The organism is Kribbella sp. NPDC049174, assembly GCF_043197365.1.
Classification (GTDB): Bacteria; Actinomycetota; Actinomycetes; order Propionibacteriales; family Kribbellaceae; genus Kribbella.
The window spans coordinates 190,589-213,799 of the sequence record NZ_JBICSZ010000006.1 but is presented as its reverse complement, the minus strand read 5'-3'; the positions used below and the strand labels follow the sequence as shown (position 1 = coordinate 213,799).

The following is a 23,211-nucleotide window of genomic DNA, read 5'->3' as shown; positions in this document are numbered from 1 at the left end:
GTTTCATGACAGAGGAGGGACCACATGCCAGCCGATCAACGCCTCAAAGACGCACTACGCCTCATCCTGGAAGACCCCGAGGAGCAGGAGCGTTCGGGACGGCGCCGGAAACGGGGTGACGGGCACGAGCGATGGCACGGCACCACCGCCGTCTACCCGCACAACTGGGAGGAACTCGGGTACGTCGAGTACTTCTACCGCCGGGACACCATTCTCGTTCGCACCGAGGACATGGACCTGGTGCTCGAGGCGCTGCGGGAAGCGCCGGCGATCATTCCCGAAGAGGTAGCCATCGATCGGTTGCCCGTGATCGACGGTGTCACCGGTCTGGTCTGGCGCTACGGCAGGACCGCCGAGTCGGTCCAGGCGGGGCGCGCGAAGTACGGCGGTAAAGAGTTCGGCGGCACGTACGACGGCCAGTACAACGATGACGATGAGCTGTCGACGCCGAACGTACTGGCCCGGCTGGACCAGGTGCTCGGGGTGGGGAAGGGGACCCCGGACCATGGGCTCCCGTTGAACGGCAACGGTCATCCCTGCCCGGCGAAAGAGCCGACGGAGGTGCCGAGCAAGTCGGTGACCCCGGAACCGCCGGTGAGTGACGGGATCTGTTGCGGGACGCCCGGATGGGACGGCCGGGGCGTGTTCGTCGGTGTCGTCGACGCCGGTCTGGTCCTGGATGCACCGAAGATGTGGCCGTGGATGGAGGGTGTCGACGGCGACCCCGAGGACCCCTTCATGCCCAACGGACACATCAAGCCGTACTCCTGCCACGGGACGTTCGTGGCCGGCTGCGTGCGCTGTACGGCGCCGAAGGCGAAGGTGCGCGTCAAGAAGGCGGAGTACATCGACAACCGGCCGTTCGCGGGGATGGCGTACGAGCACGAGATCATCCGCAAGATGAGCGACCTGCTGGACGAGGGTGCGGACGTCATCGTCTGCGAGTTCGACGGCTTCACCCGGTTCCACCGCCCGATGCACACCTTCAACGCCTTCTACGACCGACGCTTGCGCCACCTGAACGTCGTCGTGGTCGCGCCGGCCGGGAACGACACGACGTTCGAGCCGACGTTCCCGGCGGCGTACTCGTGGGTGCTCGGGGTCGGCGCTCTGTCCGCGGACGGCAACGACCGGGCGTACTTCTCCAACTACGGCGGTTGGGTCGACGTGTACGGACCTGGCGAAGACCTGGTCAACGCGTTCGCTGTAGGTGACTACACCTGTATCGACGCGCCCTATGGACAACTGCACTTCGACGGGCTGGCGAAGTGGAGTGGTACGTCGTTCTCGACGCCGCTGGTGGCCGGGATGATCGCGGCACGGATGGCCGCGACCGGTGAGAACGCGCCCCTTGCGACGGAGGCGTTGTTGCGGCTCGCCCGGAGCCAGGCGGTGCCGGGAGTCGGCCCGGTGCTGTTGCCGCACGACGTGTGCGGTACTCCCCGCGAGCCATGCCGTACCCACTGCGATTGTGGGTGCGGGTGCAGGTCCTGATCCTCGGGTCAGCGGATGCCGTAGTCGTGGATCTTGCGGTAGATGGTGGCCCGGGACATTCCCAGCGACCGTGCCGCGTCACGTCTGTTGCCGTTGTTGTCGAGGAGGCTGCGGATGATCGCGTCGCGCTCCAGCGCCTCCAATTGGCTGAGGGAGCGGCGGCTGATCGCCTGCAGGTCGGCCGGCAGGTCGGCCAGCACGATGACGCCGGTACGGCGCCGGTGCTGGACGACCTGCTTCAGGACCTGATGCAGTTCCGCGGTGTTGCCCGGCCAGGCCGATCGCAGCAGCTGGTGCATCGCTTCGGCCGAACAGCTCAGGTCGCCGTGGCTCAACTGGCTCAGGAAGAACGGGACCAGCTCACGAACGTCGTCGATGTGGTGCCGCAGCGGCGGCACATCGACGGTGATCGGGAACAGGGTCAGCAACTCCCCCAGATCGGAGCCGTTCGAACCTCCGGTCGTCAGCGTCAGCGCGACCCAGGGCGGATCGGACAGCCGGCGCTCGCGGCCGCTGTGCAGGGCACCGACCAGTTCGTCGAGCCTGGCCGCGCCGAGCCGCTCGGCGTGGCGGATCACCAACGCCTGCACGGTGACGTCGCTCAGCTCCGCCTCGAGGTCGTCCGCGAAGTGATCCGAGGCGTCGGTGGCGTCGACCAGGTGGAACGATCCGGCCGGGTTGTTCTGCCGGTGGGCCGCCCGGGCCAGCGCCACCTTCCCCGCGCCGGACTCGCCACTGAGCACGATCCAGTGCCCGGCGCGATAGGCGTTGTCCACGGCCCGGCTGGTCGCGAGCCAGGGCGCGCTCCGGCCGACGATGCCCGGCAGCTCCGGGCGTGGTGGCGGCCGGTGCGCCCTGACGCTCGTCGTACCCTGGCCGGCGGTCCGCTCGGTGAGCTGGATGACGGCACCTGATCCCGGTCCGTCCTCGGGAACCCGGCGGCACGTCATGCGCACTCGTCGCCCACTCGGCAGCTCGACCACCAGCGCATCGGTGCCGGTCTGGCCCAGCAGGTCGGCGGCGTGGGCGAGGACCGCCGCCTGATCGCTGCCGTCGAGGGTCTGTTGTGCGCTGGCGTTCATGAGCAGCAGGTCGTCGTTGACCGCGAGCACCATGTCACCGGACCGGCGTCCGGCCAGCAGGTACTCCTGGAGGAGTTCCTGCTCCCGGGCCGAGCTGTCCCTCAGCAGGGCCGCACGGATCTGGTCTGCGGTGGTCTTGGCCAGCGTGATCAGCAGCGAACCGGCGTCCTTGCGCCAGCAGGTGAGGTCGATCGCCCCGACGGTCTTGCCGCTGATCGGGTGTTTGATCGGTACGCCGGCACACGCGAGGTCCTCCAGATCCTCCGCGTAGTGCTCGTGCCCGAAGACATGCATCGGTCCACCGCGCTCGAGCGCCGTACCGATGCCGTTGGTGCCTGCGAACTGCTCGGAGTAGCTGAAGCCCGGCGCGAGGTGGACCCGGTCCAGGTGTCTGCTCAGCTGGGCGTCGGCGGTCAGCCGGCGCAGCACCAGCCCGTTGCGCTCGGTGAGAATGACACTGATCGGCTGTCCGGCGAGGTGCTCGTGCAACCGGCGCAGCACCGGGGTCGCACTGCGAGCCAACGGCAGGTCGAGGTCGGGGTCCGCGACGTACGGCAGGTCGATCCGGTCGGCCGGCAGGTTCCACCGCCGCGAACGCACCCATGAGGCCAGCACCGGACGGCGTACGTCGCCGACCGGGAACGCGTCGTACGTCAGAAAACTCAGCCGGGCTTTGGCAAGCCGGCCGTTGTCACCTGACCCGGGTGCCGCTTCGTCCACGAGGCCTCCTGGCGACCGGCTGGACGGCCTAGGCCTCCCGCGCCGATGGAATCGCCTTCTCCAGCTTAGTTCTTCGCGGGCCGCCGGTTGTCTCAGATTGAGACAGTCAGTTCACACGGCGAGGCGTGGGATGGGAAGAGCGGAGGAGGTAGGGATGGACGACGACATTCCGGCCGACGAGACGTACAACCCGTGGACGATCGTGAACGCGGTCTTCCACCACCTCGCCGACGCGGGGCTGCATCCCGTGCTCGGGACGGCGGGCGACCCCGGCGAGGCCGCCGCCGCGCTACTCGTCGCGCTCGGCATCCGGCCGTCCACCCCAGGCGACGCCCCGGGGCTGCGGGACGCCGAAACAGAGCTCGCCCAGCTCCGCGCGGCCGTGTTCGGCGACCCCTGAGGTGAGGGGTCTCAATTTGAGACCTCCCGGCGAGCACGGTGGCGATGTACTGCAAACGCAAGCAAGACGTGGGCTCGCGTCGAGGGCCCACGCCCACGCGGCCTCGCCGCCGGGGAGGGCAGCGACATGCCGACCGGCGGGTGGGGCCAGGCCAGCGGCCACAGCGAGGGTGAGGAGTGCCATGAGTCGCCAGAGTGTGGCGAAGGCCCACCAGAAGATCCAGGAGCTGTCCTGGGAGCCCGCGTACCACGAGCCGGTCTCCCAGTACGGGACGGACTACTCGTTCCAGAAGGCTCAGAAGAAGGACCCGCTGAAGCAGGTCCTGCGGTCGTACTTCCCGATGCAGGAGGAGAAGGATCACCGGGTGTACGGCGCCTCGGACGGAGCGATCCGGGGCAACATGTTCCGCCAGGTGCAGGAGCGCTGGCTGGAGTGGCAGAAGTTGTTCCTGAGCATCATCCCGCTGCCGGAGATCTCGGCCGCCCGGGCGATGCCGCTGCTGTTCCGGACGGTGCCGAACCCCGAGTTGCACAACGGCCAGGCGATCCAGATGATCGACGAGGTCAGGCACTCGACGATCCAGCAGAACCTCAAGCGCCTGTACATGAACAACTACATCGACCCAGCGGGTTTCAACTCCAGCCTGCGCAACTTCCAGAACGACTACTGCGGCACGATCGGCCGGCAGTTCGCCGAAGGCTTCATCACCGGTGACGCGATCACGGCGGCGAGCATCTACCTCACCATCGTGGCCGAGACGGCCTTCACCAACACGCTGTTCGTCGCCATGCCCGCCGAGGCGGCCGCGAACGGCGACTACCTGCTACCGACCGTGTTCCACTCGGTGCAGTCCGACGAGTCGCGGCACATCAGCAACGGGTACGCGACCCTCCTGATGGCGCTTGCCGACGAGGGGAACCACCAGTTGCTCGCCCGCGACCTGCGGTACGCGTGGTGGAACAACCACCGCGTCGTCGACGCGGCCATCGGGACCTTCATCGAGTACGGCACGAAGGACCGCCGTAAGGACCGGGAGAGCTACGCCGAGATGTGGCGCCGGTGGATCTACGACGACTACTACCGCAGCTACCTGGTGCCGCTGGAGAAGTACGGCCTGGAGATTCCGCACGACCTGATCGAGGAGGCCTGGAACCAGATCTGGAACAAGGGGTACGTGCACGAGGTGGCGCAGTTCTTCGCCACCGGCTGGCTGGCCAACTACTGGCGGATCGACCCGATGACCGACAAGGACTTCGAGTGGTTCGAGTACAAGTACCCCGGCTGGTACGACAAGTACGGCAAGTGGTGGGAGAACTACAACCGGCTCTCCACGGCCAACGGCCACAACCCGATCGTGTTCGAGGACGTGGACTACGAGTACCCGCACCGCTGCTGGACCTGCATGGTGCCGTGCCTGGTCCGCGAGGACATGGTGATGGCGAAGGTCGACGGCCAGTGGCGGACGTACTGCCACGAGATGTGCAAGTGGACCGACGAAACCGCGTTCCGCCCGACGTACCAGGGCCGGCAGACCCCGAACATGGGCCAGCTGATCGGCCACCGCGAGTGGGAGACGCTGTACCACGGCTGGAACTGGGCCGATGTGGTGTCCGACATGGGATTCGTCCGCGACGACGGCAAGACGCTGGTCGCGCAGCCGCATCTCGACCTGAACCCGGACAAGATGTGGACCCTGGACCACCTGCGGCGCTGCCCGCCACTGCAGAGCCCGAACGTGCTGCTGAACGAGATGACCGACGACGAGCGGACGGCTTTCGCGGCCCGCTACGTCCGCGGCGGACCTGCCGGTCGAGCTCCGGTCGACGCCTGATCGGCACCCCGTCACGCGGGAGGGCACGCCCCTTGCCCTCCCGCTCCGTCACCTGTCCGCACGGCTGTGAGGATCCATGGGCGACAAGCACGTCGTGAGGTTCGAACCCGTCGGCATCGAGATCGAGGTCGACGAGGAGCAGACGATCCTGCGGGCCGCGGCCGAGCAGGGCGTGATGCTGATGCACGGCTGCAAGGAGGGCCAGTGCTCGTCCTGCAAGTCGTTCGTGCTCGACGGTGACGACATCGAGCTCGACCGGTACTCGACGTTCGCGCTGCCGGAGTACGAGCTGGACGAGGGCTACACCCTGCTCTGCCGGGCGCATCCGTACGAGGACCTGACGATCGAGCTGCTCAACTACGACGAGGACATGATCCGTTCGGGGCTGCCGATCCAGGAGGCCGTCGCCGAGGTGGTCGCGAACGAGGCGGTCACCCACGACATGCGGCGGCTGGTGCTGCGGCTGCTGGAGCCGGGTGAGCTGAAGTACTTCCCGGGCCAGTACGTCGACATCGCCGTACCGGGATCCGAGGCGACCCGGTCGTTCTCGATGGCGAACACGTCCAGCCGCGACGGCGGGCTGCTGGAGTTCGTGATCAAGATCTACCCGGGCGGGTTGTTCTCGTCGTACCTGGACGAACAGCTGTCGCCCGGTGACCGGCTGAATCTGACCGGCCCGTTCGGTGTCTTCACGTTGCGGGACAGCCCGAACGCCCGGCTGGTGTTCCTCGGCGGCGGGGCCGGGATGGCGCCGATCCTGGCGCTGCTGCGGTCGATGGCCGAGCGTGCCATCGACCGGCCGGCGACCTACTACTACGGGGCTCGCACCAAGCGGGACCTGTGCTTCGACGAGGAACTCCGGGCGCTGGCCGCCACCTTGCCGAACTTCCGCTATGTGCCGGCTCTGTCCGAGCCGGCCGACGACGACGAATGGGACGGCGAGGTCGGTCTGATCACCGACGTCGTCGGCCGGCATGAAGACGACCTCGCCGGTGCCGACGCGTACGTGTGCGGCCCGCCGCCGATGGTCGAGGCCGCGCTACCCCTGCTGGAACGGCTGGGCGTGGCGCAGAAGCGAATCTTCTACGACAAGTTCACCACCACCGGTGACGCCGGTGATCCGAAGGTGCTGGAGGCAGAGACCAGATGACGACCACACAGGACTCCCCACAGGCACGGAGCGTGCCGCAGCCGGCGTTCACCGACGCCGAGGCCGGCGCCAAGGTGTTCCCGGACTCGACGTTGCGCCGGTTCAACTACTACACGCCGCAGAAGCGCAAGCAGAGCCACTACGAGGACGTCACCGTCGAGGTGCAGCCGGATCCACGGCACTACCTCAGCCAGGGCTGGCTGTACGGGTTCTCCGACGGCCGCGGTGGCTACCCGCTGGACTGGACCGTGCTGAAGGCCTGGGGTTCGGACCGGCCGGAGCCGGAGCGCGGTCCCGGTACGGGCGGCAAGGGCTACGACTGGCCGGCGACCGGCTGGCACGAGTTCCGGGACCCGAACGAAGAATGGGAGATGACGCTGTACCGGTACAACTCCAACGTCGTCCGGCAGGTCACCCAGAACATCGAGGCGGCCAAGCAGTCGAAGGCCTTCGAGCAGTGGAACCGCAACTGGATCCGGTTCATCGAGCAGCACATCGGCGCCTGGATGCACGTGGACCACGGCCTGGGTCTCTACCTGTTCGCGAACGCGAACCGGCGGGCTCCGACCAACATGCACAACAACGCGATCTCGGTGAACAGCATGCACCGGATCCGCGCGGCGCAGGACCTCGCGCTGTACAACCTGACGCTGAGCGAGGAGCTCGAGGGCTTCGACGGCACGGCCCACCTGGAGACCTGGAACTCCGACCCGGCCTGGCAGGGTGTGCGTGACCTGGCCGAGCGGCTCACCGCGATCGACGACTGGTGCGAGGCGATCTTCGCCGCGAATGTCGTCTTCGAACCGCTCGTCGGCGAGTTGTTCCGCAGCCATCTGGTCCAGCAGGCCTCCCCCGGCAACGGCGACTTCGTGACGCCGACGGTGATCGGAGCGGCGGAGTACGACTACGCCGAGCGCGACCTGCGGTACACCAAGGCGATGTTCGAGCTGCTGACCGCCGACAAGGAGTTCGCCGACCACAACAAGGCGATCCTGCAGGGCTGGCTGTCCGACTGGACGACGCGTGCGATCGCGGCGGCCCGGACGATGCAGCCGCTCTGGTCGCAGCCGGACAGCAAGCCGCCACGATTCGAAGACGGGCTGGACCGGGCGAAGAGCCGCTTCAGCGGCATCGTCGTCGGACTAGGCCTCGAGGAGCCGAAGGAGCTGACACAGTGAGCACCACCTTCACGACCGCAGAGAGTCCCTTCAAGTCCGACAGCACCGCGTCCAACCGGTGCGGATTCACCCTGATGAACAACCAGGTCGGGGAGGTGGTCGCCGAGGTGATGGGCCAGCGGGACAACGTCACCCTGACGCCGCTGCCGTCGATGATCAGGGTCGACGCGGTCGGCAAGATGGAGGTCGTCTACGACGAGATCTCCGAGGCCCTGGGCGAGGAGCCCGGGTACTTCGACCAGGCCGAGTTCGAGGAGAACATGTCCACGCACTACGGGCGCATGATCCACACCGACGACCGGACCATCCTGGTCGCCAATCCCGAGGATGCGGCCGAGTATCTGGGGTTCGACCTGTCTGCAACCAAGTAAGGGGGCGTCGTGTACGAGAAGAATGGCGAGAAGTACTTCGTGGTCGACAGCCACATGCACTTCTGGGATGCCTCACCCGACAACTGGGTGCCGGGCCAGGAGCAGTACGCGAAGGGCTGGATCGAGTGCTTCCACGCGTACATGGGTCTCGCACCGCAGGAGACCCACTGGCCGATCGAGAAGTTCATGAAGTACTCCGAGGACGACCTGATGAAGGACGTCTTCGAGGACGGCTACGTGGACGTCGCGATCTTCCAGCCGACGTATCTGAAGGAGTGGTACAAGGAGGGCTTCAACACCACCGAACGGAACGCCGCGCTGGGTGAGAAGCACGCGGGCATGTTCGTCCACAACACCCGGTTCGACCCGCGCGACGGCGACGCCGGGCTGGAGGAGCTGAAGCGCAACGTCGACCGGTACGGCTCGCGCGGTGTGAAGTTGTACACCGCCGAGTGGAACGCCGGGTCGCGCGGCTACAAGCTCACCGACACCGCGGCGTACCGCTACCTGGAGAAGGCGCAGGAGCTCGGCATCAAGAACATCCACGTCCACAAGGGCCCCACGATCTGGCCGCTGGACAAGGACGCGTTCGACGTGTCGGACGTCGACCACGCGGCGACGGACTTCCCCGAGCTCAACTTCATCGTCGAGCACGTCGGACTGCCGCGGATCGAGGACTTCTGCTTCATGGCGACCCAGGAGCCGAACGTGTACGCCGGCCTCGCGGTCGTCATCGGCGGTCTGATGCACGCCCGGCCGCGGTTCTTCGCCAAGGTGATGGGCGAGCTGCTGTTCTGGGTCGGCGAGGACAAGATGACCTTCGGCAGCGACTACGGCATCTGGGAGCCGAAGTGGCAGGTGGAGGGCTTCGTCGACTGGGACTTCCCGCCCGGCGACGAGTTCTCCGACTACCCGCGGCTCGGCACCGCGGGCAAGAAGAAGATCCTCGGGCTGAACGCGGCGAAGCTCTACGACATCAAGGTGCCCGACGAGCTGCAGCTCGACCACGGCACACCGGCCGCGCAGGACGACGCGAAGCTGGTCACCCAGTAATGACGGCCGCGGTCGCGGAGCGGTCCCGGGTCCTCACCGCGCTCGACGCGGTGCGGGACCCGGAGCTCGACGAGCCCATCACGTCGCTCGGGTTCGTGTCGACGTGCGTCGTGTCGGCCGCCGGTGACGTGGTGGTGCGGCTCCGGTTGCCGACGTACTTCTGCGCGCCCAACTTCGCGTTCCTGATGGTCGCCGACGCGTACGACGTCGTGTCGGCGCTGCCCGAGGTGCGCAGTGCCGACGTCGCGCTGGAGGACCATTTCGCGTCGGCGGCGATCAACGCCGGTGTCGCGGCGCGGGCGGGATTCGCGGTGTCGTTCGCCGGTGAAGCCGTCGGCGAGCTGGACGAGCTGCGCCGTACGTTCGTGGCGAAGGCGGTGCTGGCCGGCACCGATCAGGTCTGCCGTCCTTTGCTGGCCGCCGGACTCGACCCGGCGGCGCTGACGACGATGACGCTCGGCGACATGCCACCGTCGGCACAGCTGGAGAGGCTGTGCCGACGGCGGGCTGAGCTCGGCCTGCGGGCCGACCCTGCCGCTCCCCTGCTCGTCGACCCTGGCACCGGTGAACCGATCACCGGTGCCGCGGTGTCGCTGCACCTGGGCAAAGCGCGGCTCACCCGGGTCGGTATCGAGGCCAACACGGGCATCTGCCGGGGCATGCTGCGACACCGATACGCAACGACCGGTGCGGGTGAGGAGGAGGACGAGGAATGAAGGCCGTTCGACTGCACGGATACCACCAGCAACCCATGGTCGAGGAGGTCCCGGAGCCGAGCGTCGAGGGCCCGCTGGACGTCGTCGTCAAGATCGGCGGCGCCGGGGTCTGCCGCACCGACCTGCACATCATCGAGGGTCAGTGGGCCGAGGCGATGCATCCGACGCTGCCCTACACGATCGGCCACGAGAACGCCGGCTGGGTGCACGAGATCGGCTCCGCCGTCACCAACGTGCAGGTCGGCGACACCGTGATCCTGCACCCGACCCCCACCTGCGGGCTCTGCCAGGCCTGCCGGGCCGGCAATGACATGCACTGCGCGCTCAGCACCTTCCCCGGCCTGGACAGCGACGGCGGGATGGCCGACTACCTGCTCACCTCCGCACGGGCGTGCGTGAAACTCGACCCGTCGACACAGCCCAAGGACGTCGCGGCACTGGCCGACGCCGGTATCACCGCCTACCATGCGGTCCGCAAGGCGATCCCGCTGCTGTACCCGGGGACGACCTGCGTACTGATCGGCGCCGGCGGGCTCGGCCACATCGGCATCCAGTGCCTGGCCGCGCTGACCGCCACCACGATCATCGTCGTCGACCGCAACCCCGACGCACTGAAGCTCGCCGAACAGCTCGGCGCCGACCACACAGTCGTTGCTGACGGCAACCACGTGAGCGCGGTCCAGGACCTGACCGGCGGCACCGGTGCGACCGTCGTCCTCGACTTCGTCGCCGAGCAGGGCGCCGAGGCCGACGGTTTCGCGATGACCGCGCCGGCCGGTTCGTACTTCGTGATCGGGTACGGCGGCCAGCTGCAGGTCCCGACCCTGGACATCATCTCCACCGAGCGCAACATCATCGGCAACATCGTCGGCACGTACAACGAACTGGCCGAGCTGATGGCACTGGCGCAGGCCGGGAAGGTCACCCTGCACACCAGGACCTACCCGCTGGAGGCCGCCGCCGAGGCGGTCGCGGATCTCGACGCCGGCCGGGTGCGGGGCCGCGCGATCCTCGTTCCGTAGCGCACCGTTCTAACACACCGTTCGCCCTGACCGGGCAGTCAAGGAGGAGGGACCGATGGCCAAGGAACTGCGATTCGGTGAGCAGGCGCGCGAGTTGATGCTGTCCGGGGTGGACCAACTGGCGGAGGCGGTGAAGTCGACACTCGGCCCGAAGGGCCGCAACGTGATCCTGGAGAAGATCACCGGCTCCCCGGTGGTCACCAACGACGGCGTCACCATCGCCCGGGAGATCCACCTCAAGAACCAGTTCGAGAACATGGGCGCGCAACTGGTCAAGGAAGCGGCGATCAAGACCAACGACATCGTCGGTGACGGCACCACCACCGCGACGGTGCTGGCGCACGCCATCGTCCGCGAGGGTATGCGGGCGATCGGCTCCGGCGGCAACCCGGTGCTGGTGAAGCGTGGTATCGACGTCGCGGTCGCGCGGCTGGTCGAGCGGCTGCGCCAGGTCGCGCACCCGGTCGTCAGCGAGCGCGACCTGGCCCGGGTGGCGGCGATCTCGGCCAACGACGACGACATGGTCGGCGCGGTGATCGCCCGGGCCCTGCACTCGGTCGGCGACGGCGGCATCGTGACGGTCGAGGAGTCGACCACGCACGGGATGCGGGTGGACTTCGTCGAGGGTTTCGAGTTCGACAACGGCTACCTGTCGCCGTACATGGTGACCGATCCGGGCAGTCTGCAGGCGGTCCTCGACGACCCGTACATCCTGCTCTGCAGCGACAAGATCACCAAGGTGCAGGAACTGATGCCGCTGCTGGACAAGATGATGCGCGATCCGAAGCCGCTGGTGATCATCGCCGAGGGCCTCGAAGGCACCGCGCTCAGCATGCTCGTGCACAACCACGTCAACGGCCACATCCAGTGCGTCGGCATCAAGGCACCGGGATTCGGTGACCGGCGGCTGCACAAACTGGAGGACATCGCCGCGATCACAGGTGGCGCGGTGCTCAGCCGGCACTCGGGCTTCACGCTGGAGACGATGGAGCTCAGCCAGCTCGGCCGGGCCGACCAGGTGCGCGTCACGGCCGACCGCACCGCGATCATCGCCTCCGCCGGTCATGAGGAGGATGTCGCCTTCCGGGTCACCCAGCTCCGGGCCGAGCTGGAGCGGGCCACGTTCGGGATCGACGAGGACGTGCTGACCGAGCGGATCGGTGCGCTGTCCGGCAAGGTCGCGGTGATCCAGGTCGGGGCACCGACCCCGGCGGAGTTGAAGGAGCTCCAGCACCGTGTCGAGGACGCGCTCTCGGCCACCCGGGCGGCGATGGCGGAGGGCATCGTGGCCGGTGGCGGGGTGGCGATCCTGCACGCCGCGTCGGCACTCGACGACCTCGAGGTCAAGGACGACTATGCGACCGGCGTGGACATCGTCCGGCGGGCCTTGCGCGAACCGGCGTACCTGATCGCGGCGAATGCCGGCTACTCCGGCGAGGAGGTACTCGAGCGGATCGGACAGCTCGGTCCGGACGACGGGTTCGACGCACTCGAAGGCCGGTACGGGAACATGCTCGAGATGGGCATCGTCGATCCGCTCCGGGTGGCCAGATCAGCCCTGCAGAACGGCGCATCGGTCGCCGGCCTGCTGCTCACCACCAACACGCTGGTCGCCGAGGAGCAGACCCCGTGGGGCGGAAGCGCCGCCCTGATGACCGAGTTCGGCCCCCTCGACGAAGGCCTCCACCAACCCTCCCCCGACTCCAGCACCCCACAGTCCCTGGGACTGGGCCCCTCGGTCGGCTGAGATCGGCAGGATTCGGGCACAGGGAGGTATGGATCAGGGGCTTGCGCTTGTTACCGGGGTCACGGGGTATATCGGTGGGCGGCTGGTGCCGGAGTTGCTCGAGGCGGGGTTCCGGGTCCGCGCGATGGCACGGAACCCACGCCGGCTCCACGATCGGGCCTGGTACGACGACGTCGAGGTCGTCGAGGCGGATGCCGGGGACGCGCGGCAGCTGCGGGCGGCGATGGACGGCGTCGACGTCGCCTACTACCTGATCCACTCCCTGGGCACCGGCCGGCGGTTCGCGGCACGCGACCGGCACAACGCGTTGACGTTCGGAACGGCTGCCCGGGAAGCCGGCGTACGGCGGATCGTCTATCTCGGCGGCCTCTACCCCGACGACGAGGAACTCTCACCGCACCTGGACTCCCGGCGCGAGGTCGGCGAGATCCTGCTGGCGTCCGGCGTACCAGTCACCGTTCTGCGCGCGGCCGTGATTCTCGGTTCCGGCTCGGCGTCGTTCGAGATGCTCCGGCACCTGACCGACCGACTACCGGTGATGGTGACCCCGCGCTGGCTCAGCACCCGGATCCAGCCGATCGCCGTGCGCGACGTCCTGCACTACTTGGTCGGCAGCGCGTCGATGCCGGCCGACGTGAACCGCGGCTTCGACATCGGCGGACCCGACGTCCTCACCTACCGCGACATGATGCAGCGCTACGCCAAGGTCGCCCAGCTCAACCAACGGCGGATCGTCCTGCTGCCGCTGCTCACGCCGTCGCTGTCGAGTCATTGGGTCGGCCTGGTCACCCCCGTGCCGAGCAGTATCGCCAGGCCGCTGGTCGACAGCCTGGTCCACGAGGTCGTCTGCAAGGAGCACGACATCGCCAAGTACGTCCCCGATCCGGAGATGGGACTGACAGGCTTCGATCGGGCCGTGGAACTCGCGCTCAAGCGGGTCCGGGACCTGGACGTGACAACCACGTGGGCCTCCGCGGCAACGCCCGGTGCCCCGAGCGATCCGCTGCCGAGCGACCCGGACTGGTCCGGCGGATCCTTGTACGTCGACGAGCGCGAAAGCGTCGTACCTGCGAGCCCTGAACGGCTGTGGAGCGTGATCGAGGGCATCGGCGGCGGCAACGGCTGGTACTCCTGGCGGCTCGGATGGTGGGCGCGCGGCCTGCTGGACCGTCTGTTCGGCGGCCCAGGTCTGCGCCGCGGCCGGCGCAACCCACGCGACCTGTCCGTCGGCGATCCGCTCGACTGGTGGCGGGTCGAGGAGATCGAGGACCAGAGATTGCTCCGGCTTCGCGCCGAGATGCGCCTCCCCGGCCTCGCCTGGCTCGAACTCGTCGTCGACCACGACGACGCCGGCCGGACCGTCTTCCGTCAACGTGCGCTGTTCCACCCGCACGGCCTGCCCGGCCACCTGTACTGGTGGGCGATCAAGCCCTTCCACGGCCTCGTCTTCGGCGGCATGCAGCGCAACATCGCCGCCGAGGTGGTGCAGCAGGGCATGAGAGCGGGTACCGGGCGCGGCACCTAACCGTACGAGAGGACAGCAAAGATGCCCGCCGATGTGGTCGATCTGATCATGCAGGACCACCGCGAGGTAGAACGGCTCTTCGACGAGCTGAAACAGAACCCGGACAAGCGCCCGAACCTGCTACCGGTCCTCACCACCCTGCTCACCGCGCACAGCCGCGCGGAGGAGGCAGAGGTCTACCCTGTCGCCGCTGCGGAGGCCGGCGAGAAGGAGGAGGTCTCACACAGCCAGCAGGAGCACATCGAGGCCGACCAGCTGCTGGCCAAGCTCGCCAAGACCGATCCCACCTCCCCCGAGTTCGACAAGGCGCTCCAGAACCTGGTCGACGCGGTGTCTCACCACGTCGAGGAGGAGGAGACCAAGGTCCTGCCCGGGATGCGCTCCGGCCTGTCGGACCAGCGCCGCAGCCAACTCGGCGAGGCCTTCGCCGCCAGCCGCAAGCAACACCTCGGCGACCAGCCCGGCGACATGACCCGCGCCGACCTGGAACAGCAGGCCAAGAACGCCGATGTGTCCGGCACGTCGGGCCTCAGCAAGGACGAGCTGCAGCAGAAGCTACGCCGCGAGGCCAAGAGCTGATCCACACCCGGACACCGCAAGGTCGTGGCGGTTTCCCCGCCACGACCGCGGGCACCGGACCTCATGGCGATCAACGCAGTACTGGCTGTAATACCGGTTGCGGAGTTCGATGACGCCTGCGACTGGTACACGTCGTTCTTCGGGCGGCCGGCGGACCAACGCCCGATGGACTCCCTGGCCGAGTGGCACCTGAGCGATGCGGGCATCGTCCAGGTCTTCCACGATCCAGGCAAGTCCGGCCGTACGACGGTCAACTTCTTCATCGACGATCTGGACACCCGCGTCGACGAGCTGACCTCGAAGGGCATCACCACCACCGATCCCATCGTGGTGGCGAGCGGTCGGCAACGTCTCGTGACGTGTGCTGATCCGGCGGGAAACCAGCTTGGGCTACTCGAATCCAGCGGGTGATGCCGGATCCTCGCCAATGGCTGCGAGGATGGCCGGGTGGATATCCTGCGCAGGAACAACGTCGTCGTCACCGGTAACCCGGACGGGCGGGCGGTTGTGCTGGCTCACGGGTTCGGATGTGACCAGAACATGTGGCGGTTGACAGTTCCCGCGTTGGCGGCTGATCACCGAGTGGTGCTGTTCGACTACGTCGGTTCGGGCCGGTCCGATCTGTCGGCCTTCGACGAACTGCGCTACTCCTCGCTCGGCGGGTATGCCGAGGATGTGCTCGAGGTCTGCGCCGCGCTCGACCTGACCGACGCGGTGTTCGTCGGGCACTCGGTCAGCGCGATGATCGGCGTACTGGCCGCGCAGAAGGCTCCGGAACGGATCGGCGCGCTGGTGATGGTCGCCCCCTCCCCTTGCTACGTCGATGACGGTGACTACCACGGCGGGTTCAGCGTCGAGGACATCGACGAGCTGCTGAGCTCGCTGGAGTCGAACTACCTCGGGTGGTCCGCCGCGATGGCACCGGTCATCATGGGTACGCCGGACCGGCCCGAGCTCAACGAGGAGCTGACGAACAGCTTCTGCGCGACCGATCCCGCGATGGCTCGCGTGTTCGCGCGGACGACGTTCCTGTCCGACTCTCGCGCGGATCTGGCCACGATCCGGGTGCCGACGTTGATCCTCGAGTCGGCCGAGGACGCCATCGCACCGCGCCAGGTCGGCGCGTATGTGCGGGACACCGTCCAGGGATCGACTCTCGTCACCTTGGACTCCACCGGTCACTGCCCGCACCTGTCGGCGCCTGACGCCACCAACGAGGCCATCACGGACTTCCTCGCGAAGCTGAGATGACCGAGGCGGACACCGCCGAGGAGGCGTACGACGCCGCGCCCTGCGGCCAGCTGTCGACGTCGATGGACGGCACGATCATCAAGGTCAACAGCACGTTGCTCGACTGGCTCGGCCTGTCCCGGGACGCGGTGGTGGGACGACTCCGGTTCCCCGACCTGCTGACCGTCGGCGGCAAGCTCTACCACGAGACCCACTTCGCTCCCCTGCTGCGCTTACAGGGCGAGGTCGGCGGGGTCGCCCTCGAGCTCAAACGGGCCGGCGGCGCCCGGATGCCCATCCTGGTCTCGTCGATCGTCAAGTACGACGACACGGGCCGGCCGATGCTGATCCGTACGACGATCTTCGACGCGCACATCCGGCGCGCGTACGAAGAGGAACTGCTGCGAGGGCGTCAAGCAGCCGAGCTGGCACGGCATCAGGCCGAGGAGGATCGTGCCCGCCTGCAGGACGCTCTGGCCGTCCTCCAACAGTCTTTGCTGCCGGCGGCCATGCCGGATGTGCCGGGAGCGGCGACTGCGGCGTATTACCACACAGCCTCGCCTGATGAGCTCGGCGGCGACTTCTACGACGTTTTCGCCATCGACGGCGAGCACTGGGGCTTCTTCCTCGGCGATGTGTGCGGCAAGGGTCCCGCTGCTGCCGCAGTGACCTCGGTGGCGCGCTACACCCTGCGAGCCGCCGCGATGCATGACCCAGCTGCTGCGCTGGGCACTCTGAACGCCCTCCTGTACGAGCGGTACGCCGGCGGCGACCTGCGCTACTGCACGGCCGTTTTCGGGACTCTGCACAGCGATCTCGAGACGGGCCAGGTCGCCGTACGGTTCGCGTCGGGCGGGCACCCGCCACCGTTGCTGATTCGCGCCGACGGCAGGTCCGAGTTCCTCTTCAGTCCGGACGGCACGCTGATCGGCATCCTGCCGTCCTCGCAGTTTCCGCAGACGGACGTCACACTCGGTCCGGGCGACATGCTGCTGCTCTACACCGATGGGCTGACCGAGGCCCGTGTCAACGGCGGGCGGGACTTCTACGGGCCGGATGCCTTGCAGATATTGGCCACCCGGTACGCCGGGACGTCACCGGAAGCACTCGTCTCGGCACTCTCCGACGTACTCGCCGGCTTCGGGCCCGGCCTCGACGACGATACCGCCCTACTCGCACTCGGGGTTCCGATGCATGGCAAGGCATCATGTTGACCATGGATCACCAGGTGACGTTCGGAGCGGACGCCTTCGCCCGCCTCGCGGTGGAACTTCACGACGCGGGCGGCGTGGACGAGACGGTCGAGGCCGTCGTGCAGTTCGCCCTTCAGGCGGAAGCATGCTCCTACGCCGGTGTCGTGCTCACGCTGCGGGACCGACCGGAGATCGCCGCCGTGACCCACCCCCTGGTCACCGAGATCTACCAGTTGCAGGCTGACATCGGCGAAGGCCCGATGCTGACCGCGCTCAGCGAAGGAATCGTCGTCCACGTCCCGGAGGTGAAGGCCGAGACGCGATGGCCGGCCTGGGTGGCGCGGCTGACGCAGAACCGGGTCGGCTCGGCCCTGCACGTGCCGATGTGGGCCAATGAGCAACTCATCGGGGTGCTGTCGCTGTTCAACACCGAACCGAACGCGTTCACCGCCGACGACGAAGCGATCGCTCACATCCTGGCCCGGCACGCCTCGGTCGCCGTCGCGTCGGCGCGCGACGGCGAGACGATGGCCGCGGCGGTGGACGCGCGCAAGCTGGTCGGACAGGCGATGGGCATCCTGATGGAGCGCTTCGACCTCGACGAGAGCCGCGCGTTCGAGATCCTCAAGCGCTATTCACAGCAGAACAACGTCAAACTGCGCGATGTCGCGCAGGAACTGATCGACACCCGCAAGCTGCGAGGCCCCTACAGTGAGTGACGAACAGCTGTCCGTCACGGTGTCGGACCGCGGTTCGGACACGCTGGTCAGCGTCTCCGGCGAGCTGGACTTCGGCACGACGCCCGGCTTCCTGGAGGTGACCCAGCCGCTGGTGGAGGCCGGGCACCCGGTGGTTCTGGACCTGGCGGAGCTGGGGTTCTGCGACTCGAGCGGCCTCGGAGCGTTGGTCCGGCTCCACAAACTGGCCGACGGTGCCGGCGGCAGTCTCTGCCTCGCGCGGCTGCGGCCGCAGCTCGAGTCGACGATCAGGCTGACGATGCTGCACCGGCTCTTCCGCATCCGCGACGACGTCCCCACAGCGGACGATCCGGCCTGACTGCCGGCCGAAGGCGTAGAAATGCTTGCGCTGGGCACCGAGGAGGCACGTCCACACACTCCCTGGGGAAAGGGTGCCGTGACAGACTTCTTCGATGAAATCAACGGGCATCGAGTAGTCGACCTGTCACGCGTCACCCCCCAGGGGCGTGCCGTCGTCGTCCCGGTCTGTCTCGGGTGCGGCGCGCATTTCACCGACCGGCGCGAGATCGAGGGCACGTCCTGCCCGGTCGCCGGTGAGGCCCACGGTCACGACCTGGTCACTGACGCCGAAACCGGCCTCCTGGTCTGCAGCCGCTGCCCACTGGTGGCCTACGACCTGGCCGACGCCGAGACCGAACCAACCTGCCCGATGCCGCTGCGGTCGCCTATCGGCCAGTGGCCGCGATGAGACGTTCGGCGACGACTCTCAGCTTCACGTTTCCGTCCTGGGACAGCCGGGTCAGGAAGGCGAACGCACGGTCGTCTCGCAGTCCGTAGCGCTCCATCACGATGCCGACCGCCATGCCGATCCGGCCGCGGGTGCGCATCGCTTCCTGCAGATTGTGGATCTCCCGGGCATAGTCGATCGCCGTGGCTGCCTGGTGCCGGAACAGTTCGCCGAGCGCGCCGAGATCGCCGAAGGCGCCGACCTGCCGCGCGTACAGGTTCAGGGCGCCACGGGACTTGGGAGCGTCGAAGAGCCGGATCCCGGCCTGGGCGTGGATGCCGGCGGACACGGCGCTCACGGCGTACCGCGGGAACCGCGCGTCGTGGGCCAGATCAGGTGCCGCGACATGAACTTCGTCCGCCGCGGCCTCGTAACAAGGACCTTCGCGCAGTTCGTACTGTGCGGCGTCGAGATCCAGGATGAAGTCGTCGGTCGGAGCGGCGGTCTCCAGCCGGCCGTCCTTGTGCAGGATCGTGATGCTCGCGTAGTCGGTGTCGGGCAATGATTCGACCGCGGCCGCCGTGATCTGGCTCAACGTGTGGTCAAGGTCGCCGGGAGTAAGCGTCTTGGCCATCCGCTGGGCCACATCCAGGAGTCTGTCGTCAGTCACAGCAAAACCTGTACCCCGGACTGCGGTTCGGAATCGGTCTGAGGCTGCTCCGACGGGTGGAGTACGAGAGGTTGGGCGGTTCGGGCCCGGGTACCGGGCCAGATCCAGGCTCCCCGACCCAGCTGAAGGTTGATCACGTGAGCGATGCGGTCGTCGTCGGCGCCGGACCCAACGGACTGGTCGCAGCCAACCTGCTGGCCGATGCCGGCTGGGACGTGGTGCTGCTGGAGGCGAACGACGCGATCGGCGGCGCGGTCCGCAGTTCGACCGACGTCGAGAGCTCGTTCGTGCACGACACCTTCAGCTCGTTCTATCCACTCGCAGCGATCTCCCCCACGATCAGGAGCCTGAATCTCGGCGACTACGGGCTGGAATGGTCGAACGCGCCCGCACCGGTCGGCAACCCGCTACGGACCGGTGGATGGGCCCTCGTCCACCCGGAGCCGGCCGACACCGCACAGGCCTTGGACGCACACGCCCCGGGCGACGGCCAGGCCTGGCTGGACCTGTACTCGGACTGGGAACGCGTCGGCCCAGCGATCACCGAGGCCCTGCTCACCCCGTTCCCTCCGGTCCGGGCGGGCGTCGACCTGCTTCGCCACCTGTTGGGCCCACGGGGTCTGAAGCGGCTGCAGCTTCTGATCGGCCCGGTGCGGTCCGTCGGCGACAGACGGTTCGCGAGCGAGGCCGCCAAGTTGCTGCTGGCAACCAATTCGCAGCACGCGGACATCGCGCCGACCGCCCCGGGATCGGGACTGCTGGGCTGGCTGCTGGTCATGATCGCCCAGCAGTACGGATACCCCGTCCCGCGCGGCGGCGCCGGACGCCTGTCACAGGCACTGGCCGACCGCTTCACGGCCGCCGGCGGCACGATCGTCTGCCAGGCCCGAGTCGATCAGATCGTCATCCGCGACGGCCGGGCGGTCGCCGTACGGACGGCCGACGGCCGGGAGTACTCCGCCGGCCGCGCGGTTCTCGCCGATGTCTCGGCACCGGCTCTCTACTGCCACCTGATCCCCCGGCAGGACCTGCCTGCGCACGTTCGGCAACGGTTGCGGTTCTTCCGGTGGGACCCCGGCACCGTCAAGGTCGACTGGGCTCTCAGCGCGCCGATTCCGTGGCGGGCCACACCTGACCTGGACCCCGGCACAGCTCACCTCGCCGACTCGGTCGACGATCTGCGCCGGTGGTCCCGGCAGCTGGCCGCCGACTGGATCCCCGACCGGCCGTTCCTGTTGATGGGCCAGATGACGACGGCCGATCCGAGCCGCTCTCCGGCCGGCACCGAGTCGGCCTGGGCCTACACGCACGTACCGCAGCGAATTCGCGGCGATGCCGGCGGCAGAATCAACGGTGACTGGGATGCCGCGGACACTGCGGCGATGGCCGAACGGATCGAAGCGCGGATCGACGAATACGCCCCGGGCTTCTCCGACCGGATCATCGCCCGCCGGGTCCTCACGCCGCCGGAGCTGGAGCGGCGCAACGCCAACCTCGTCGGCGGCGCTGTCAACGGCGGGACCTCGGGTCTACGGCAAGAACTCGTCCTCCGCCCGATGCCCGGCCTCGGCCGGGCCGAGACGGCCATCAAGTCGCTCTACCTCGCCTCGTCCTCGGCTCACCCGGGAGGAGGCGTACACGGCGCGTGCGGTTCCAACGCGGCCCGCGCCGCCCTCCTCCACGCCCGCTAACGGCGAAGGGTCTTCCAGCCGGCGGCGACCAGAACGGCGGCCGCCGCTGTGCCGGCTGTGGCCCGCAGCCAATGCCGTCCCCAGCGACCGTACTCTGCGTCGCCGACCGGGCGGGGAACCATGACGTTGCCCGGGTGCGGGGCGATCTCGTCGCGAGACAGAGCTCCGGCCGTCATCAGCGGAGTCACCAGGACGTCGAAGAACGCAGGCAGGTTGCGGAACCCGAACAGGGTGAGGCCGTTGGCCACGCCGACAGACGCCGAACGGCTGGGACGGTCGGCCAGCCGGAGGATCTGCCGAGCGACCTTCTCCGGCGGGTCGACCGGAGGCGGCGGGCGCCCGATCCGGCCGGCGTAGTTCGCGGCCTGCGAGAACGCGGGAGTGTTCACCGACCCCGGCCAGACGAGCGCGACCTCGACGCCAGGATCGGATCTGACCTCGATCTGCCACGTGCGGGTCAAGCCGTGGATCGCCCACTTGCTGGCGACGTACGAGCTCAGGTACGGGGCCGCGATCAGGCCGAGCAACGAACCGACGACGATCAACGTGCCCCCACCTTGGCGCCGGAATCCGTGCAGCGCCGAGCGTCCGACGTTCGCCGTACCGCGGACGTTGACGCTGATCACTTGGTCGAAGATGTCACTCGGGACGTCCTCGAACCGTCCGTACGCCATCACGGCCGCGGCATGGACGACAACGTCGACCCGACCGAAGCGCCGCTCGGCGGCCTCCATCAACGCATCGACCTCGGCCGCCTGCGACACGTCCGTCGGCACGACCAGGACGTCGGCGCCGTCGAACGTGCAGAGACCTTCGGCAACCTCGAGGCTGTCCGCCGAGCGCCCGGCCAGTACCAGCCGAGCACCTTGCCGAGCGAACGCCCGCGCGGTGGCGAGTCCGATACCGCTCGAGGCCCCGGTGACCACAACGACTCGCGTCACGGTGTCAACAACACCTTCACAGCGCCGTCCTGCTTCTTCTGGAACATCTCGTACGCCGCCGGGCCTTCGGACAGCGGGACCCGATGAGTCGCGAATCCGTCGACCCCCAGAGGGTCCTCGTCGGTCAGCAGCGGCAGGATGTCGTCGACCCACCGGCGCACGTTGCCCTGCCCCATCCGGAGCTGGATCTGCTTGTCGAACATCGTCAGCATCGGCAGCGGATCGGCGGCACCGCCGTACACGCCGCTCAACGAGATCGTGCCGCCGCGGCGGACCAGCTCGATCGCGAGATAGAACGCCGCGAGCCGGTCGACGCCGACCGTTTCCATCATCTTCTCGGCGATCCCGTCCGGGAGGAGTCCGACGAGTTTGTGCGCGGCCTGTGCCTTCGGCGATCCGTGCGCTTCCATGCCGACGGCATCAATCACGGAGTCCGCGCCACGACCGTCGGTGAGCTGACGCACCTGGTCGGCGACCTCGTCGGAGTACTCGAGGGTCTCGACGCCGCGATCCTGGGCGCGCTTGAGTCGCTCAGGCACCAGATCGATCCCGATGACGCGGTACCCGTGGTGCAGCCCGATTCTGGCCGCCATGTCTCCGATCGGCCCGAGACCGATGACCGCCAAGGTTCCGCCATCCGGCACACCGGCGTACTCGACTGCCTGCCAAGCGGTCGGCAAGACGTCGGACAGGAAGACGAAGCGATCGTCAGCAGGGCCGGCGGGCACCACGATCGGCCCGTACTGCGCCTGCGGCACCCGCAGGTACTCGGCTTGTCCGCCCGGCACCTGCCCGTAGAGCCTCGTGTAGCCGAAGAGGGCCGCGCCCATCCCCTCCGCACGAACCTGGGTGGTCTCGCACTGCGACTGCAGCCCGCGATCGCACATGAAGCAACGACCGCAGGCGATCCCGAAGGGAATGACCACCCGGTCGCCGACCGTCAGGTTCGGCACCGCCGAGCCGGTCTCGACCACGATGCCCATCGGCTCATGCCCCAGCACGTCACCTGGCGCCAGATACGGGCCCATCACCTCGTACAGATGGAGGTCCGATCCGCAGATCCCGCTCGAGGTGATCTCGATGATGGCGTCCGTCGGTTCCTGGATCACCGGATCCGGTACGTCGGAGTACTCGATCTTCCGTTTTCCCTGCCATGTCAAAGCTTTCATGCTCCCTGGTACCCCGCGTACCGA

The 23,211-nt window shown here is 68.0% G+C and carries 23 protein-coding genes; 19 read left to right on the top strand and 4 right to left on the bottom strand.

Annotated features, from left to right (window positions below; translation table 11 throughout):
• Positions 1 to 24: 24 nt before the first annotated feature.
• A complete protein-coding gene (locus tag ACGFIF_RS28515; protein WP_393158654.1) occupies positions 25 to 1,494 on the top strand; it encodes a S8 family serine peptidase in 1,470 nt (489 codons plus the stop codon).
• An 8-nt stretch (positions 1,495 to 1,502) separates the two neighbouring features.
• Here ACGFIF_RS28515 and ACGFIF_RS28510 read toward each other — a convergent pair whose 3' ends face one another.
• Positions 1,503 to 3,296 (bottom strand): sigma-54-dependent Fis family transcriptional regulator, encoded by a 1,794-nt coding sequence (locus tag ACGFIF_RS28510; RefSeq protein ID WP_393158653.1) that lies wholly within the window; start codon positions 3,294 to 3,296, stop codon positions 1,503 to 1,505.
• Between the two features lie 154 nt (positions 3,297 to 3,450).
• On the opposite strand from ACGFIF_RS28510, the gene ACGFIF_RS28505 reads away from it, so the two are divergent.
• The 17 genes from ACGFIF_RS28505 (at position 3,451) to ACGFIF_RS28425 (ending at position 18,737) form a co-directional block, all read left to right on the top strand.
• Positions 3,451 to 3,696 (top strand): hypothetical protein, encoded by a 246-nt coding sequence (locus ACGFIF_RS28505; protein ID WP_393158651.1) that lies wholly within the window; start codon positions 3,451 to 3,453, stop codon positions 3,694 to 3,696.
• Positions 3,697 to 3,877: 181 nt separating this feature from the next.
• Positions 3,878 to 5,527, top strand: a complete 1,650-nt coding sequence (locus tag ACGFIF_RS28500) for a hypothetical protein (RefSeq protein WP_393158649.1) — start codon at positions 3,878 to 3,880, stop codon at positions 5,525 to 5,527.
• A gap of 76 nt (positions 5,528 to 5,603) precedes the next feature.
• The gene (locus ACGFIF_RS28495) at positions 5,604 to 6,677 is read left to right on the top strand and encodes an NADH:ubiquinone reductase (Na(+)-transporting) subunit F (RefSeq protein WP_393158648.1); all 1,074 of its coding nucleotides are present in this window, start codon (positions 5,604 to 5,606) and stop codon (positions 6,675 to 6,677) included.
• A complete protein-coding gene (locus ACGFIF_RS28490; RefSeq protein ID WP_393158647.1) occupies positions 6,674 to 7,855 on the top strand; it encodes a hypothetical protein in 1,182 nt (393 codons plus the stop codon). Before ACGFIF_RS28495 ends, ACGFIF_RS28490 begins: the two co-directional genes overlap by 4 nt.
• A complete protein-coding gene (mimD, locus tag ACGFIF_RS28485) occupies positions 7,852 to 8,226 on the top strand; it encodes a propane 2-monooxygenase effector subunit MimD (protein WP_393158646.1) in 375 nt (124 codons plus the stop codon). Before ACGFIF_RS28490 ends, mimD begins: the two co-directional genes overlap by 4 nt.
• Before the next feature lie 9 nt (positions 8,227 to 8,235).
• On the top strand, positions 8,236 to 9,279 hold the full coding sequence (locus ACGFIF_RS28480) for an amidohydrolase family protein (RefSeq protein ID WP_393158644.1): 1,044 nt from the start codon (positions 8,236 to 8,238) through the stop codon (positions 9,277 to 9,279).
• Entirely contained in the window at positions 9,279 to 9,995 is a 717-nt protein-coding gene (locus ACGFIF_RS28475) for an iron-sulfur cluster assembly protein (protein ID WP_393158642.1), read from the top strand. Before ACGFIF_RS28480 ends, ACGFIF_RS28475 begins: the two co-directional genes overlap by 1 nt.
• On the top strand, positions 9,992 to 11,017 hold the full coding sequence (locus tag ACGFIF_RS28470) for an NAD(P)-dependent alcohol dehydrogenase (protein WP_393158640.1): 1,026 nt from the start codon (positions 9,992 to 9,994) through the stop codon (positions 11,015 to 11,017). Before ACGFIF_RS28475 ends, ACGFIF_RS28470 begins: the two co-directional genes overlap by 4 nt.
• Positions 11,018 to 11,072: 55 nt before the next feature.
• The gene (groL, locus tag ACGFIF_RS28465; protein ID WP_393158638.1) at positions 11,073 to 12,764 is read left to right on the top strand and encodes a chaperonin GroEL; all 1,692 of its coding nucleotides are present in this window, start codon (positions 11,073 to 11,075) and stop codon (positions 12,762 to 12,764) included.
• Positions 12,765 to 12,792: 28 nt separating this feature from the next.
• Positions 12,793 to 14,289 carry an SDR family oxidoreductase gene (locus tag ACGFIF_RS28460; protein ID WP_393158637.1) on the top strand — a complete coding sequence of 499 codons (1,497 nt, stop codon included), beginning with the start codon at positions 12,793 to 12,795 and terminating at the stop codon, positions 14,287 to 14,289.
• A 21-nt stretch (positions 14,290 to 14,310) separates the two neighbouring features.
• A complete protein-coding gene (locus ACGFIF_RS28455; RefSeq protein ID WP_393158636.1) occupies positions 14,311 to 14,868 on the top strand; it encodes a hemerythrin domain-containing protein in 558 nt (185 codons plus the stop codon).
• A gap of 63 nt (positions 14,869 to 14,931) precedes the next feature.
• Complete coding sequence (locus ACGFIF_RS28450; protein WP_393158635.1) at positions 14,932 to 15,279, top strand: VOC family protein; 348 nt, start codon at positions 14,932 to 14,934, stop codon at positions 15,277 to 15,279.
• Between the two features lie 36 nt (positions 15,280 to 15,315).
• Positions 15,316 to 16,119 (top strand): alpha/beta fold hydrolase, encoded by an 804-nt coding sequence (locus ACGFIF_RS28445; protein WP_393158633.1) that lies wholly within the window; start codon positions 15,316 to 15,318, stop codon positions 16,117 to 16,119.
• A complete protein-coding gene (locus tag ACGFIF_RS28440) occupies positions 16,116 to 17,312 on the top strand; it encodes a PP2C family protein-serine/threonine phosphatase (protein WP_393158632.1) in 1,197 nt (398 codons plus the stop codon). The genes ACGFIF_RS28445 and ACGFIF_RS28440 overlap by 4 nt, the downstream gene beginning before the upstream one ends.
• Positions 17,306 to 18,010 carry a GAF and ANTAR domain-containing protein gene (locus ACGFIF_RS28435; protein ID WP_393158630.1) on the top strand — a complete coding sequence of 235 codons (705 nt, stop codon included), beginning with the start codon at positions 17,306 to 17,308 and terminating at the stop codon, positions 18,008 to 18,010. Before ACGFIF_RS28440 ends, ACGFIF_RS28435 begins: the two co-directional genes overlap by 7 nt.
• Positions 18,003 to 18,347 carry an STAS domain-containing protein gene (locus ACGFIF_RS28430; protein ID WP_393158629.1) on the top strand — a complete coding sequence of 115 codons (345 nt, stop codon included), beginning with the start codon at positions 18,003 to 18,005 and terminating at the stop codon, positions 18,345 to 18,347. Before ACGFIF_RS28435 ends, ACGFIF_RS28430 begins: the two co-directional genes overlap by 8 nt.
• A 78-nt stretch (positions 18,348 to 18,425) precedes the next feature.
• Complete coding sequence (locus tag ACGFIF_RS28425; RefSeq protein WP_393158628.1) at positions 18,426 to 18,737, top strand: hypothetical protein; 312 nt, start codon at positions 18,426 to 18,428, stop codon at positions 18,735 to 18,737.
• Here the strand turns inward: ACGFIF_RS28425 and ACGFIF_RS28420 are convergent.
• Positions 18,715 to 19,386 carry a GAF and ANTAR domain-containing protein gene (locus tag ACGFIF_RS28420; protein WP_393158627.1) on the bottom strand — a complete coding sequence of 224 codons (672 nt, stop codon included), beginning with the start codon at positions 19,384 to 19,386 and terminating at the stop codon, positions 18,715 to 18,717. The two genes, ACGFIF_RS28425 and ACGFIF_RS28420, sit on opposite strands and share 23 nt — an antisense overlap.
• 137 nt (positions 19,387 to 19,523) lie before the next feature.
• On the opposite strand from ACGFIF_RS28420, the gene ACGFIF_RS28415 reads away from it, so the two are divergent.
• A complete protein-coding gene (locus tag ACGFIF_RS28415) occupies positions 19,524 to 21,077 on the top strand; it encodes a phytoene desaturase family protein (RefSeq protein ID WP_393158625.1) in 1,554 nt (517 codons plus the stop codon).
• Here ACGFIF_RS28415 and ACGFIF_RS28410 read toward each other — a convergent pair.
• A complete protein-coding gene (locus ACGFIF_RS28410) occupies positions 21,074 to 22,018 on the bottom strand; it encodes an SDR family NAD(P)-dependent oxidoreductase (protein WP_393158623.1) in 945 nt (314 codons plus the stop codon). The two genes, ACGFIF_RS28415 and ACGFIF_RS28410, sit on opposite strands and share 4 nt — an antisense overlap.
• Positions 22,015 to 23,187, bottom strand: a complete 1,173-nt coding sequence (locus tag ACGFIF_RS28405) for an alcohol dehydrogenase catalytic domain-containing protein (protein ID WP_393158621.1) — start codon at positions 23,185 to 23,187, stop codon at positions 22,015 to 22,017. Before ACGFIF_RS28405 ends, ACGFIF_RS28410 begins: the two co-directional genes overlap by 4 nt.
• Positions 23,188 to 23,211: the final 24 nt, after the last annotated feature.

Coding starts and splice junctions, on each gene's coding strand:
- ACGFIF_RS28455 (WP_393158636.1), top strand. CDS start 14,311: ATGCCCGCCGATGTGGTCGATCTGATCATGCAGGACCACCGCGAGGTA.
- ACGFIF_RS28475 (WP_393158642.1), top strand. CDS start 9,279: ATGACGGCCGCGGTCGCGGAGCGGTCCCGGGTCCTCACCGCGCTCGAC.
- ACGFIF_RS28450 (WP_393158635.1), top strand. CDS start 14,932: ATGGCGATCAACGCAGTACTGGCTGTAATACCGGTTGCGGAGTTCGAT.
- ACGFIF_RS28435 (WP_393158630.1), top strand. CDS start 17,306: ATGTTGACCATGGATCACCAGGTGACGTTCGGAGCGGACGCCTTCGCC.
- ACGFIF_RS28490 (WP_393158647.1), top strand. CDS start 6,674: ATGACGACCACACAGGACTCCCCACAGGCACGGAGCGTGCCGCAGCCG.
- ACGFIF_RS28440 (WP_393158632.1), top strand. CDS start 16,116: ATGACCGAGGCGGACACCGCCGAGGAGGCGTACGACGCCGCGCCCTGC.
- ACGFIF_RS28470 (WP_393158640.1), top strand. CDS start 9,992: ATGAAGGCCGTTCGACTGCACGGATACCACCAGCAACCCATGGTCGAG.
- ACGFIF_RS28505 (WP_393158651.1), top strand. CDS start 3,451: ATGGACGACGACATTCCGGCCGACGAGACGTACAACCCGTGGACGATC.
- groL (WP_393158638.1), top strand. CDS start 11,073: ATGGCCAAGGAACTGCGATTCGGTGAGCAGGCGCGCGAGTTGATGCTG.
- ACGFIF_RS28495 (WP_393158648.1), top strand. CDS start 5,604: ATGGGCGACAAGCACGTCGTGAGGTTCGAACCCGTCGGCATCGAGATC.
- ACGFIF_RS28460 (WP_393158637.1), top strand. CDS start 12,793: ATGGATCAGGGGCTTGCGCTTGTTACCGGGGTCACGGGGTATATCGGT.
- ACGFIF_RS28405 (WP_393158621.1), bottom strand. CDS start 23,187: ATGAAAGCTTTGACATGGCAGGGAAAACGGAAGATCGAGTACTCCGAC.
- ACGFIF_RS28500 (WP_393158649.1), top strand. CDS start 3,878: ATGAGTCGCCAGAGTGTGGCGAAGGCCCACCAGAAGATCCAGGAGCTG.
- ACGFIF_RS28515 (WP_393158654.1), top strand. CDS start 25: ATGCCAGCCGATCAACGCCTCAAAGACGCACTACGCCTCATCCTGGAA.